Raw genomic sequence first — 13,995 nt, 5'->3', positions numbered from 1 at the left:
ACATGAAATTTAAGAGAAATGGCAACTACCACACTGCCACAGTGCTACTTGCATCCATCATGCTGGCTGCATGTGGTGGCGAGTTTTCCTACAAACGCGGTGCAGGGATTCAAGATTTGAATGAGGCCAGAAAACAATGCCAGACAGCAGAACCGCTGGAGCCTGAATTTACGAAGTGTATGGAAAACAATGGGTGGTTAGTTCATTCTCCACAAGATGTCAGTGAAGATGCTGACCCGGTGATCAAGGCCAGCATCAAAGCGGATTATCGCAACAGCGCTGCTGCCACTCCTCTAACGGAAAGTACATCTGCCGACCATGCCACCACCTCGCCGCTCCCGGTCAAGAAGCTGGCAGATCCCATGGATATGTTTATCGTCAGCTCATGGTGGAAAACAGGCAAGGGTGCTGACATCCTGAAAAATGATATGCAAACCTGTGTTGCCAAGTTAGGTGAAGAACACCAACCCGACATGTCAGGGAAAACAGCCAGGGTGACCCGTGGTTTATTACTATGCATGCGGGATGCAGGATGGAAAGCCTTGCAGGCCGGCAACTAAACTGCCAGCCTGATACTGAATGGGGTATGAACTACTCCAGATTCAGTGCACGCGCAACGTCCTCCCAAGCGACATACTTAAAATTCTGGGTACCATCCGGCAAGCGCTTGTAGCCATCCTGTACTACCAGCAATCCATAGCGGTAGTCAGTGCCAAAATTCACGGCACTGACCTCAAGGCCGTCCGTGTCTGATACTCCATCAATCCCTGCCTGGGCATTGATGCCGATCCGGAATGCGCCACGATAGGTATAAGGGGCCTGCGCATCCAGCACGACAAAACTACTGTTCCCCTGGCTTGATGCGAGCAGGTAACTCGCCCGCTTACCGTGATAGATCGCCATTCCTTCCACATCGGCCTTCAGGTATTCACCAACCGGCAATATCAACTGTGGCACCCCCTTGTTCTCAGCATTGGCAGAGAGTGTCCATATGCCGCGCTTCTCCTCGCCAAAGAACAGGCGCTGACGGCTATCATCCACAACGCATCCTTCCGGCTGGCTGGCCGCCCTGAAGCCGCGCAGTAACTTTCCTTCGTAACGCTTGCCCTGCCGCTCAATACGGTAATGCTCAAAACGCCCATCCTTGTCATTGGCAAAGACCTCCAGCCCACCTGCTGCTGGCTGGAATAAGCAAGTACCATAAATATCCTCAAGACCAGTCTTGATACGGGCAACATCGCGCAGATTGCCCTGGCCGTCAATCTCGAATACCGCTATTGCAGCCTCATCTCGCTGGGTTGCCACTGCCAGGTCAACCTTGCTTCCCGGCCAGGAGATATTCTGGCGTACATCGACATTGTTAAGACGCCCGGCTTCGAGCAGTTGGAGCTGTTTGCCTTTCAGGTCATAACTCAGCAACCCCTGCTTCTTGTTGGTCGCGATGATGCGCGATTGCGCAGGGCTTTGCGGATGTATCCAAATAGCCGGATCATCCGCTGCATCTCCTGCCCGCGCCATAGTAGCTGTCTGCCCGCGCGCCACGATCACTGGAAGTTTCTCCCTGCCAGCAGAAACATGGGGCATATCACCCAGCACTAACGCCTGCCAACGCTGTTTCCCCCCTATCAGTACATCCCTTCCTGACACAGCCAAAGCATGCGCACCGGGTACATCGACAACCGGCTTCACCGATTTTCCATGCGCACCAAGGATATGCACCTTGCCTGCAGTCGCATCCAGCACCGCCAGCCCAGATGGCAATACCGCCAGCGCTCCGGCCGCACCCATCAATACACCATATGGCTGACGTCCCAGGATCAGGTCGCGTTCAGGAACTCCCTCACCGTTGGCGTCATAGCGCCATACGCCTAACCCCGGCTCACTAACATACAGTGCCTGTCTGCTGTCATCCACCCGGCAATGCTCCACTCCTGGCGGTAATGCCAAACGACGAAACAATTGTGGTGACTTGCCTGATAATAACCATTGCTCAGCCATGCCATCCTTGGCAATCAGGAATACATGACTAAGTTGCTGTGCATCCTGATATAGACAAAGGGTTTCCAGCGCAAACATGACTGGTGCAAGCTTTGTGCGGACCTGCAGCTTCTGTTGCCCGACCTGCAGAATCCAGGGCTGCTGGTGGTCTGCATCAAACACCACAGCCTGCATGCCACCCTCTGTCACGCGGGTATCCAGGTGCTGGGCCCTCACATCCAGGCTATCCTGCTGCCTGCCATCCTTGTCCAGCAGACGCACCGCATGTTTGTCGAGTGCCAGCCAGCGTCCATCAGGTAAGGCCGCCACCTCATGAAAATCCTGCTTCAATGCCGGCAGCGCCTTGATTTCAGCTGCCTGCCCGCCCCACACCGGTAACAGCAGCAGTAATGCAAAAAACAATTTGTTCTTTAATCGTGACATCTTGATTCCATTATTCATGTGAGTCGAACTCATCCTAGAAAGTCGCAATCTTCATGCTTAGGCGATAAGTACGCCCATAGGACTCGTACTGTGAATTCAGGCTGCGGTTACCTGTGTACACATAATATTTCTCATCGGTGATATTGAGCACTTCAAATGCAAGCTGCATCTGCCGGTTAAGGTTGTAGCGTGCAGAAAAATCATACTGGGTCTGTGCATCCACATACTGGTCTGCGCGCGAGTCGCTGATATCCGTGACTTCCAGCAGATATTTGGATTTGTAATTGGCAGCAAGGCGCATATTCAATGGTCCTTGTTCATACCCGACTACCAGGTTGAAAGTCCGGTCAGATTGACTGGGCAAGGCAATATTACGGGTGATGGACACGCCATCGCTATATCCTGCAATCTTGGCACTGGAACTGACAAAAGTCGCATTGGCTGACAATAACAAACCATTCCACGGTGCCGGCAATACTTCACGGAAACTTTGTGCATACGCCAGTTCCAACCCTTTCACCGAAGCAGAACTGCCATTGGCAAAAGTATCCGCCTGGTCAAAATCCGCCCATATCCCACTGCCTGCCATATCCGTACGATAGACAAAGTTCTTGATATCCTTATGGAAAACATAAGCAGACAACACCCCAGCATAACCAATACGCTTTTCAATGCCCAGGTCCAGGTTCCTGGACTCCATCGGATTGAGGGAAGGATTGCCGAAGCTGGCCTCGTCACCATTGATGACCACGCCAGGCGCAAGCTGGCCAAAAGTCGGGCGCACTACAGAGTTGGTAATGGCAGCACGTATAGAAGTATCGTTGTCCAGGTCACGGCGGATATGCAGGGCTGGCAACCAATGGTGATATTTACTGCCAGCCTGCACCGCCGTGTAATCGCCATCTGTCACCGAGGTGCCATTGGCACTGAACTTGGTCTGCTCGTATCGCATCCCGGCCAGGACACGCCACATTCCATAGTTGAAAGTATTCTGCACATAAGCAGCATTAATGTCTTCACGCATGGAGAAATCGTTGATCCTGGATTCCTCTGCGTTAATGTAGTCAGACAGGTTCACACCAGAGAGAAAATGCCTGATGGAAGAGCTACTGACAGTTGGACCATAATTACCGAAATCATAATCCACATGATTGCCAAGAAAATCTCCCAGGCCGGGATTGCCAAAATCCCCCCCATCCACCTCCCAGGCTGTCATTTCATTGGTTTTCTTGCGGCGGCTGGCCTTGGCACCGAATTTCAATTCAGAATCCACGCCCAGCGCAGACCATTTGTGATCAATATCTACTTTCAGGTTGCGCTCGCGGTCCACAGTTTTCTGTTTGCTCAGCTCAATGGAGTCCAGCTCATAATCACTGGCATTGTTGATGCTGCCATCACTAATCAGGCGCGGCAGCCTGCTGCTGGAGTAACCCGCAAGATAACTTTGCCCGGATTCAAACGTCGCCGCATCAATCGCATCCGGTGTATCCTGACTGGCGCGGCTAGCCCCCATTGCCACTGCGACTTTCCAATCATTGAAAGTGCGTTCGCCACCAAGCACGACCGAAGCAATATCCTGTGTTTCCTCACGCGATTTCAGCTCACGGGATGATTCGGCAGTACCAAGCTCTCCCACCTGCTGCGGGTCATCAAATTCGATATTGTGGCGCTGGCGCACCTCTTTATCGATAAAGCGGCTGTACAACGTACGCAGATAGTAGGACTCTTTGTCATTGGGCCGGTAATCCAGGTTAAAAATCCCTCCCTGGCGTTCACGCGTAATGCTGTAATCCCGCCGCTGGAATTCTTCTAGTGCCGGACGCGGGCCGGACAAATCCCATGCACCACCGGTTTCAGCGTTATCCGAGCCAAATTTACGTTTGGATGAGTTGACACCCAAGGCAATCCCCAGTTTTCCATCCAGAAAGCGGTCACTCCATGCTGCTGCAAAATTGGGACTTTCCTGGTCAGTATTGGTATCGTGAGATGCCCCTGCTTCCAGTGAATAGAACGTCCCTTTATGGTCAAACGCGGAAATCGTCTTGACCTCTACCGTCCCACCTATCGAGTTGGCATCCTGGCTCGGCATCAGCGTCTTGCTAACCTCCAGTGAGCGTATCAAGCCGGCAGGCAGCACATCCAGCGATACCGCCCTCCTATCGCTCTCCGGCGCTGGCACCAGGCTGCCATTGATGGTGACTGCGTTCAGGTCAGGCCCGAGGCCGCGGATACGCACATACCGTCCTTCTCCCTGATCACGCTCAATAGAAATGCCTGGAATACGCTGCAATGCTTCTGCGGCATTGGTATCAGGTAGCTGGCCTATATCGTCGGCATGCACAACACTGACGATATTGTCAGACATCTGCTGCACATCCAGTGCACTATCCATACTGGCCGCCTGCCCAACGACAGACACTACCGGCAACACCACAGCAGTATCTTCCGCATACGCCAGACTGTTACCCATCAAGGCAATGGCGGCCGCAGTTACCCTGATGGGAAAGCGGCATCCACTATTTTCCCGGGTGAGTTGAATATAATTTACCTGCACGTCATTCCCCTTTAAACCTAATATGGTTGTTTTGAATGCCGTACAAACTAATCATGCCATATGTCATTTCCGTGACAGCTTCGCTCCCGGTTGGCTGAAAAACCGGATTTATCCCAATTTTCATCCGCCAATGAGCCGATATGACTCCCTCACAAATGATATATCACATTGATATAAAACAAATTTTTATAAAAATCAGTAGTTTTTATGCAGCAATTCAGCTTCTGTATGAGCTGATTGCACCCCTCCCCGGTTAGCAGATTTCCATCATCGTTTTGTCATGGAACCAACCTAAGATTGTCATCATTTCAGACCCGGGATCACCGAAATGCTGCCGAACCATTATCGCGTACCATGCATCGTGCTTACCGTATTACTGCTGACTGCCATGCTCTACTCCAGCCTGGGGCAGGCAGTGCCAATGTCAGCCTGGAACTGGATGGATATTGTCAGTGAAGGCGGTACCGCTGTCCTGGCAACCTTGTGGGCACTCCTGATCCTATACAGTCGGCCAGGTGGCCGGGTCACCACACTGCTGGCAGGCGGCCTGATGACCATCATGCTCGGGGCCTGGGCTGACTGCATGGATGAATTTTTCTCTGTGCCATCAAGCCAGTACTGGGATAACTGGCTTGAAGCCTGCATGCCGGTCGGTATGCTGATCGTCACGATTGGCCTCTACTACTGGCGGCAGGAGCAAGCCATTCTCAACACACACATGCAGAAACGTGAGCGCCTGTTTCGCGATCATCGATCATTCGACCACATCACCCAGCTAGCGGATGCCGACTACCTGTATCGGCAAATCCGCCTGCAGCAAAAACAGCAAAACGGAGAAGAAGGCATCTTGATCTTGCTGGATATCAATAACTTCCAGCAAATCAACCGGCAATTCGGACAAGCAGAAAGTGACAGGCTGCTGCAGGCAGTCAGCCACCTGCTACTGCTCAACCTCAGGCCACAAGACCTGCTCTGCCGCTATGCCGGCGACAGGTTTGCCATCCTGCTGCCTAGCATGAACGAAGCGCATGCCCACTGGATGGAAGTGCAACTGAGCCAAGCCATCAGCACGCTGGCACACCACACCCGCGACGGCTTACAGCGTATCCATCTCTCATCCCGCACAACCTGTGCCAGAGCCAACCAGAACCCCGAACAGTTATTGGCCGACATGAATACAACATTAGAAGCGGCCATGCCCGTCATGTTCACAACTGTCAGCGTATCGTGAATGATATTCCACAACCATGCTACCTGATTATGACCAGGTTCATTCCGGCACAGCACCAGGCAGCCTTACTACTTGAATATGCCAGCAGCAGGGACTTACCCGTACATGCCCTGTTGCAAAAAACACGACTGTCAGAAGCAGATGTCCTGGCAGCTGATACACTGATCAGCCCGGCTGAGTACCTGCAACTGCTTGCCAACCTGCAAAGCGGGCTATCTGCCAGTGATACCAGCTTCATGCTGGGCCAACAATTGCTACCCGGACATTACGGCAACCTGAGCCATGCCTTGCTGCATGCCCGCAACCTGCGTCAGGCACTGGATATCTTCATTTCCTTCCAGTCCTGCCTCAGCCCCCTGCTTGCTCCCCACCTTATGGAACACAAGGGCCAGGTCATACTCTACTGGACTGAAAGTTGTGTCACGCCGCGCCTGCGCAGCTTCATTGTCGAAATGATGATGACCGCAATCAGCAGTATGAGCCGCTGGCTATCTGGAAACAGGCTGCCCTGGAGCTATCGCTTCAACCGCACACGCCCTGCACATCCTGAACAATATGTCGTACACCTGGGCAACCAGCTGTATTTCAACGAGCAAATGGACAGCATGTGCCTGCCAGTGGAATATCTCGACCATCCCTGGCCGCACGGCAGTGACATGGCCGTTACAACAGCTCTTGCCAGCATCCGTCTGCAATACAGACGCAGCCTATTGTCCACCCTCTATGACTACCTATCTGAGCATATCCGCGCCAGCCCGACACTAGAACAAACCAGCGCGGTCTTCGGCGTCAGCCCCGCCACCTTTAAGCGCCACCTGGTAACGCACCACACCCATTTCCAGGCTGAACTGGACCAGGCACGCATGCATATCGCCATCCAACTGATACAGGGACAAGACTACAGCAATGACGCAGTTGCGGACTACCTGGGGTTTCACGATGCCAATAATTTCCGCCGCTCTCTCAAGCGCTGGACCGGGCTCACGCCATCCATGCTGAGACTGCAGCTACCATGGGGCTGACATCATGACCAGAACCCGGCATGCCAGAAGTAATATTACTGACACTCACAAAATCTGTGGGTAACTTTGTGAGCAGTCTGGGGATGAGGACAGTAAGTAGCTGATGGCAATGCAACAAAGCAATACTGCCTAAAATTTAGGCAATACCTGGCATCTGTCATACTCGGCCATGCCGTGGCCGCCCAAAACCGTGCAGTGACATAGCTGCAACACCTGTGATCCCAGTCACAGTATCTCGTGAATAGACGAAAACATAATAAAATCCCGGCTCAAAGGCCGGGATGACAGGAAATGATGGACTGAGGCTTGGTGCCCTCAATCGTATTTACGGAACTGGCCGACGACCACCCCGAAGATTTCGAAACCATCCTGGGGCCGCAGTACCGGGAAATCCTTGTTGGCAGGAATCAATACAAACTTGTCGCCTTCCTTGCCCAGGGTTTTCAGGGTGAATTCATTATTGAGGATCGCCACGACAATATCACCCACATTGGCAAAAGCGCGCTTCTCCACAATTACGGTATCTCCGTTGAAAATACCGGCATCTTTCATGGATTCACCACGTACGGTGATCAAAACCGTCTGCGATGGCTTTTCAATCAGGTAGTCATCAATCCCCATGGTGTCGAGACTGTCGCCATATGCAGGCGTGGCAAATCCGGCCTGTACCGTACTTTCGGCAATGATGCGCTCGAAAAAACGCCGTCCCGGCTTGAGCCGTTTATCCGGTGCATAGTCGAGATAACCTTGCAGTTTCAGGCGTGCCACAAACGAAGTCACGGCATTTTTTGACTTGAACCCGAGTAGTTGCGCCACATGGCTGAATGTAGGCAATGTCTTGTGTTCAGCGAAATAGTCCTGGATCTTGCCCAGATATTCAAAATCTTTATCTTGTCCCATAAACAAAAATGTACTGTACGAATGTACACAACGTCAAGCATTTGCTGTCAAAACACCTTGGCATTCCTCACAAGACCTGGACGGATCTGGCATGTCAATAAATGGAATTCAAAAGCAAGAGCTGGAGTGTTTGTATGAAAAGCGTGGCTTATGATGCCTGAAAGACCTGAGAGGACTAAAGTGTGCATCATGGACGAAACGACTGCTGAACGCGCCGCTACCACCTTGAACAACCCTCGCTGGCAGAAAGTACTGGCGCGCGACACCACTGCGGATGGGACATTTTATTATGCGGTCAGGACAACCGGCGTATATTGCCGACCTTCCTGTGGCGCTCGCCCTGCGCGCCCTGAAAATGTGTTGTTCTACAACACCGCGCCAGAGGCTGAAGAGGCGGGTTTCAGACCGTGTAAGCGTTGCAAGCCGGATCAACCCCACCTTGCGGAGCGGCATCGCATATTGGTGGAACAGGCCTGCCGCTTCATCGAGCAATCCAGCGCAGCGCCCACTCTGGCGCAGATCGCAGCGCATGTCGGCATGAGCGAGCATCATTTTCATCGTCTGTTCAAGGCCACCACAGGGCTGACACCAAAGGCCTATCTAACCGCCCAACATCAGCGGGCGTTAAAGGAGTATCTCGGTCAGCAGAATAAGATCACGGACGCCATTTATGCCGCCGGTTACATCTCCAGCAGCCGTTTTTACGAGACAGCGGAACAGGTACTGGGAATGACACCGTCAAATTATAAAAAAGGCGGTCAGGATACCGAGATCAGGTTTGCGATTGCGGAATGCTCGCTGGGCAGCATTCTGGTTGCCAGCAGCGCCAAAGGCGTGTGTGCCATCCTGATGGATGACGACCCGGAATTCCTGCTGCGGGATTTGCAGGATAGGTTTCCCCGTTCCACCCTGATCGGCGCTGATGTCACTTATGAACGGCTAGTGGCGCAGGTGGTAGGTTTTGTCGAAGCGCCGCAACTTGGGCTGAATCTGCCCCTGGATGTGCGCGGCACGGCATTCCAGCAGCGGGTATGGCAGGCGCTGCGCCACATTCCCTATGGCAGCACGGCAAGTTATAGCGAGATTGCGGAAAAAATCGGCATGCCCAAGGCTGTCCGCGCGGTCGCCCAAGCGTGCGGGGCCAATGCGCTGGCGGTGGCAATTCCCTGCCATCGGGTCGTGCGTACCGATGGTGCGCTCTCGGGCTATCGCTGGGGCGTGGAACGCAAACGGCTTTTGCTCGACAAGGAGTCGCAAGCCAGGTCACGGAAAGATCAACAGGCTAATCAAGAAGAAAGCCAGTCGGAAAATTGCAAAGAGTGAAGCTGCCCCGTCGCATTCATCTCCGGCCAGCATTGGAGGATTATCTGCGACCTTATTTTCTTCCTGGCCGCTCCAACCCCAAATGCCCACGCAAGGTTGTGTGCTCGTAATCCTGACGGAACAGGCCGCGCTGCTGCAGGATGGGGATTACATAATCAACAAAATCCTGCACGCTTTCAGGCTGCATAGGCGGCATCAGGTTGAAGCCATCTGCCCCACCGTTGCGGTACCAGTGCTCCATCTGATCAGCCACCTGCTCTGGCGTACCCACCATGGTGCAATGCCCTCCTCCGGCTGCCAACCTACCCAGCAACTCGCGCACGGTAGGCTGTTCAGTTTCTATGATGCGCAGCACCGTGGCATAGCGGCCCTTGGGTCCCTTGAACGCTTCCAGCGGTGGTAGTGGAGGCACTGGCGCATCCAGTTCCCAGTCCATGCAATCCTGGTCAATAAACAACTGCAATTGCCGCAACGAGGTTTCCGCAGGCAACAGTTCATCCAGCATTCGTTGCTTGGCGCGCGCCTCGGCTTCCGTTGAGCCAATAAATGTCACCAGCCCCGGCAGGATGGGCACATCCACAGTCCGGCCTGCTGCCCGTATCCTGTCCTTGACGTCACGGTAATACGCCTGGGCGGATGGCAGATCCCAGGCCACGGCATAAATGGCTTCTGCATACCTGGCAGCCAGTGCGCGTCCATGACCGGAAGCTCCTGCCTGGAACAGCACCGGGTTGCCCTGCGGCGGACGCGGCACGGTCAACGGCCCATCGACCAGAAAATGTTCGCCGTGGTGATTGATCTGCCGCACCCGGTTTTCATCGACATAATCCCCGGCGCGGTCATTGAGCAATGCGCCATCGTCCCAGCTATCCCACAATTGCAGCACCGCCTGGATGAACTCATCCGCCCTGGCATAGCGCTCAGCATGGCCAGGCATGGCTTCGTAGCCATGATTACGCGCCTCGACATCAAACATGGAGGTCACCACGTTCCAACCTGCCCTCCCGCCGGAAATATGGTCGAGCGAGGCCATCAGCCGCGCGGCATGAAAAGGCGTGAAGAAAGTGCTGGAAATCGTGCTTACCAGGCCGATGTGCTGGGTGGCGCGGCTAATGGCCGTAAGCATGGTCACCGGCTCCAGGAACCAGCGCGGCCCATCGGTAATGTTGTTAGTCGCATGGCCGTCAGCAAAAAACACCGCATCCAGCTTGCCGCGTTCGGCCAGCTGCGCCATTTCCTCGTAATAACGGATATCACCCAGTCGCTCGACTGGGGAATTCGGGTGGCGCCAGGCTGCGTTGTGGTGGCCGCAGCCGAACAGAAACAGGTTAATGTGCATCATATTTAAGTAAACCTTTTACATGAAACTCAGCCAGTGATTGTCAGCCCTTGCTCTGATATGCTCCGTGCTGGCTCAGCATCACACTGTGCTGTCATGCCGGACTTAATCCGGCATCTTGTTTGCATAAAGCACCAGACCTCGGATCAAGTCCGGGGTGACCATTCCAATGACCACACTACATCCTCATGTGGCCGAATCTGGCTCAACATCTCTTGATCTGGCGAGCAGGATGCCAAGTCAGCTCCCATACCCAGCCAAGCAGTCAGCACATCAGTTTTTCACCAACCCGCCGTCCACTACCAAGTTCTGCCCCGTCACAGCACGCGACCAGGGCGAGGCAAAAAACAATACAGCATCGGCAAATTCCTGCGGTGTGGTAACACGGCGCAATGGTGTACTCGCGGCGATCAGGTCAAACACGGCATCCGGCGTGGTAGCAGAAGCATCGGTCGTGCGCAGCAAACCGCCAGACACCATGTTGACAGTAATACCATCTGGCCCCAGGTCCTGCGACAGGGTACGCGTCAGCGATAACAAGGCCGCCTTGGCAGCGGTGTAATCGTGGTAAGGCACCACCGGGTTCTGGAACAGGTTGGTACCAATATTGATCACCCTGCCAGCGCCCACCTCACGCATGCCGGGCAAGGCAGCCTGTATCGTATTCAGCGCGCCACGCACCACACCTGCAAATTGCTGATGCAGGCTTTCCCAGCCCAGGGTATCTGCATGTGGCCTGGCATCGCCATTGAACTTGAAGTCAGGCAAGGCATTGTTCACCACGGTCATCACCGGCTTGCCAAAATGCGCCCTTGCCTGCGCCATCATGGCCTGGACAGCGGCAGCATCACTCACATCAGCCTGAATTGCCAATGCACGCTCTGGTGCCTCAGCGGCCAATGTAGCGGCAGCATCCGCGCTATGCAGGTAATTCACGATCAGGCACGCGCCCTGCTGCAGGAAAGCACGGGCAATATGCGCACCCAGCCCGCGCCCCGCGCCGGTAACAAGTACCAATTGATCCTGAATGGGAAATGAAGATAAGTTGCTCATGTAATTCCTTTGCAATGATCCACGGCAAGGAAATACAAGGCAGGACAAGCTGCGACAGGCATTCCTCCGCCAGAATGATCTGGGTCAGGTACAACGGGTATGCTCTCAGCCCCTTTCACCAGCGTAAAAGGGACACCCCGTGCCAAAGAATAGCTAACAAAACTCTCCTGATGCTGTTATCCCGCCGTGCAGCCAGCCAGGATTGCTACCCTGAGTTTTGTTAACCACTCTGAGGCCGAACCATATCACGAAACATGAATTATTCGCATGCATTCATCGCATTGCGGAAGAATATCGCTATAATTCCACTCTTAACCCTAGGGGAGCCGCTCGCGGCTGAGAAATGGCAATGGCCATGACCCTTAGAGCCTGCTCATCATGGTGAACAGGCTCTTTACTTGATCCGGATAATACCGGCGAAAGGAAGGAAGCACCGCCCCAAGTGCGCGGGCTGCCTGCCGTTCGTCGATTGCAGGAACCGCCCACATCATGCTCAGTACCCAAGCAGCCCTTGGCTGGCTCGTCTTTTTTGCCGCGATTTTCGCCATTCTTGGCATGGCCTATTCACGCCGGTTCCGCGGCAACCTTGAAGAATATATTGTTGCCCGCAACAGCCAGGGTTCCATCGCCAGCATTATGACATTGCTGGCCTCATCGCTGGGTGCGTGGATATTGTTCTCCCCTGCCCAGGCTGCCACCTGGGGTGGCCTCACCGCCGTCATCGGCTATGCGCTGGGAGCGATGTCACCACGCATTGCCATGATCCCGCTGGGCAAGCGCATGCGCGAACTCATGCCCAACGGGCATTCGCTCACCGAATTTCTGATCGCCCGTTATGGCAAACCCATGTACTTGCTGGCCCTCAGCATCATGCTGTTTTACCTGTTCATCGCCATGACAGCGGAAATCACTGCCATAGGCAAAATGGTCACCCTGCTCGCTCCTGTCCCTCTCTGGGCCACAGCCGCCATCGTGCTTGGTTTCACATTGCTCTACACCACGTATGGCGGCCTGCGTGCCTCCATTTTTACCGACAAGGTGCAAATCGTCATTATCATCCCGCTGCTGATCATGCTGGTACTGATAGGCTGGCAAGCCACCGGCGGCATCGCACCGATTGCAAGCAGACTGCAGGAAAGTGCGCCTCAATTGATTGACCTTGGCGATGCAGGCGGCATCAAGGCCGGGCTGACCTTCTTTGTCGCCATCCTGCTCACCGGCATTTTCCACCAGGGCAACTGGCAACGCATTTATTCCGCCAAAGACATTCCCACCATGCGCAACGGCTTCCTGCTGGGAGGCGTGCTGGTCGTCCCGTTCATTTTCATCATGGGCCTGTTCGGCCTGGCCTTCATGGGCATGACACCCGATGGCGACAGCTCAGTCGCACTGTTCAGCGTCATCATGCCCAACATCCCGCTCTGGCTCGCCATCGCCCTGATTCCACTGGGCATTTCCCTGGTCATGTGCAGCGTCGATACCGCCATCAGTGCCATCTCCAGCATCGTCGCCGTAGACATTGGCAGGATTGCCCCGAAAAGCAGCGCAGCCAGCCTGATGCGGCTGTCCCGCTGGCTGGTGCTCCTACTGGCAATCCCGGTCATGATTGTGGCAGCCCAGGGGTACAGCGTGCTCTACCTATTCCTGCTCGCCGACCTGCTCTGTGCTGCGGCTGCCTTCCCGGTCTTCTTTGGCCTGTTCAGCCGCTCCCATACCGGGCGTGAAGCAACCACAGGCACCATTGCCGGCCTGGCCGCAGGCCTGTTCATGTTCCCCATGCCCAGCCAGCCGGTCACACACCTGCTGGAATCCTTCCTGCTGGCCGCCCTGACCCCGGTTGTCGTCATCAGCATCATGCGCCTGCTCAAACGCAATAAACAGCATTTTGAACTTGGCTCCCTGAACACCAGTATCCGCAAACTCGACAGCGAACAACTATAACCCCAGAGCCACCTGCCCCCCTGTCCTCAAGACCAATATCACCCTGGACTTGATCCGGGGTCTCGTCCAACAACCTGCAGCGAAGCACCACAAAATTCCGGCCCACAGGCCGGAATGACTGCACAAATGTAAACAATTCTCTTTGTTCCCCTCTACACAACCTTGACCTTTCCCCCGTCTGACTGAGCCGAGTAGCACAGGTTAGGCCGGA

General features: G+C 54.4%; 10 protein-coding genes and 1 riboswitch. Of the genes, 5 read left to right on the top strand and 5 right to left on the bottom strand.

Annotation, left to right across the window (positions count from 1 at the left end; genetic code table 11):
* The first annotated feature begins 2 nt into the window (after positions 1 to 2).
* Positions 3 to 560 (top strand): hypothetical protein, encoded by a 558-nt coding sequence (locus tag CHB59_RS02610; RefSeq protein ID WP_089374684.1) that lies wholly within the window; start codon positions 3 to 5, stop codon positions 558 to 560.
* 31 nt (positions 561 to 591) lie between these two features.
* Here the strand turns inward: CHB59_RS02610 and CHB59_RS02605 are convergent, their stop codons facing one another.
* Together CHB59_RS02605 and CHB59_RS02600 are read right to left on the bottom strand one after the other, a co-directional pair.
* Positions 592 to 2,421: a phytase gene (locus CHB59_RS02605; protein ID WP_179212046.1), complete on the bottom strand. Its 1,830-nt coding sequence runs from the start codon at positions 2,419 to 2,421 to the stop codon at positions 592 to 594.
* Positions 2,422 to 2,455: 34 nt separating this feature from the next.
* The gene (locus tag CHB59_RS02600) at positions 2,456 to 4,975 is read right to left on the bottom strand and encodes a TonB-dependent receptor (protein ID WP_218816192.1); all 2,520 of its coding nucleotides are present in this window, start codon (positions 4,973 to 4,975) and stop codon (positions 2,456 to 2,458) included.
* A 328-nt stretch (positions 4,976 to 5,303) separates the two neighbouring features.
* Between CHB59_RS02600 and CHB59_RS02595 the strand changes: the two genes are divergently transcribed.
* Together CHB59_RS02595 and CHB59_RS02590 are read left to right on the top strand one after the other, a co-directional pair.
* Complete coding sequence (locus CHB59_RS02595; RefSeq protein WP_089374681.1) at positions 5,304 to 6,206, top strand: GGDEF domain-containing protein; 903 nt, start codon at positions 5,304 to 5,306, stop codon at positions 6,204 to 6,206.
* A 29-nt stretch (positions 6,207 to 6,235) separates the two neighbouring features.
* A complete protein-coding gene (locus tag CHB59_RS02590; RefSeq protein WP_089374680.1) occupies positions 6,236 to 7,228 on the top strand; it encodes an AraC family transcriptional regulator in 993 nt (330 codons plus the stop codon).
* Positions 7,229 to 7,543: 315 nt separating this feature from the next.
* Here the strand turns inward: CHB59_RS02590 and CHB59_RS02585 are convergent, their stop codons facing one another.
* Positions 7,544 to 8,128 (bottom strand): LexA family protein, encoded by a 585-nt coding sequence (locus CHB59_RS02585; protein ID WP_089374679.1) that lies wholly within the window; start codon positions 8,126 to 8,128, stop codon positions 7,544 to 7,546.
* 189 nt (positions 8,129 to 8,317) lie between these two features.
* Here CHB59_RS02585 and ada point away from each other — a divergent pair, with 189 nt between their 5' ends.
* The gene (gene ada / locus CHB59_RS02580; protein ID WP_089374678.1) at positions 8,318 to 9,451 is read left to right on the top strand and encodes a bifunctional DNA-binding transcriptional regulator/O6-methylguanine-DNA methyltransferase Ada; all 1,134 of its coding nucleotides are present in this window, start codon (positions 8,318 to 8,320) and stop codon (positions 9,449 to 9,451) included.
* Positions 9,452 to 9,503: 52 nt separating this feature from the next.
* Here ada and CHB59_RS02575 read toward each other — a convergent pair whose 3' ends face one another.
* Together CHB59_RS02575 and CHB59_RS02570 are read right to left on the bottom strand one after the other, a co-directional pair.
* On the bottom strand, positions 9,504 to 10,793 hold the full coding sequence (locus CHB59_RS02575) for an LLM class flavin-dependent oxidoreductase (RefSeq protein ID WP_089374677.1): 1,290 nt from the start codon (positions 10,791 to 10,793) through the stop codon (positions 9,504 to 9,506).
* A gap of 270 nt (positions 10,794 to 11,063) precedes the next feature.
* Positions 11,064 to 11,843, bottom strand: coding sequence for a 3-oxoacyl-ACP reductase (locus tag CHB59_RS02570; RefSeq protein ID WP_089374676.1), 780 nt, complete (start codon positions 11,841 to 11,843; stop codon positions 11,064 to 11,066).
* Positions 11,844 to 11,887: 44 nt separating this feature from the next.
* Positions 11,888 to 11,993, bottom strand: a riboswitch (TPP riboswitch).
* 339 nt (positions 11,994 to 12,332) lie between these two features.
* Between CHB59_RS02570 and CHB59_RS02565 the strand changes: the two genes are divergently transcribed.
* Positions 12,333 to 13,784: a sodium:solute symporter family protein gene (locus CHB59_RS02565; protein WP_089374675.1), complete on the top strand. Its 1,452-nt coding sequence runs from the start codon at positions 12,333 to 12,335 to the stop codon at positions 13,782 to 13,784.
* The last annotated feature ends 211 nt before the right edge of the window (positions 13,785 to 13,995 follow it).

The organism is Methylobacillus rhizosphaerae (genome assembly GCF_900187985.1).
In the GTDB taxonomy this organism is placed as follows: Bacteria; Pseudomonadota; Gammaproteobacteria; order Burkholderiales; family Methylophilaceae; genus Methylobacillus; species Methylobacillus rhizosphaerae.
The sequence above is the reverse complement of the archived record's forward strand: the minus strand, read 5'-3'. Positions and strand labels throughout refer to the sequence as shown.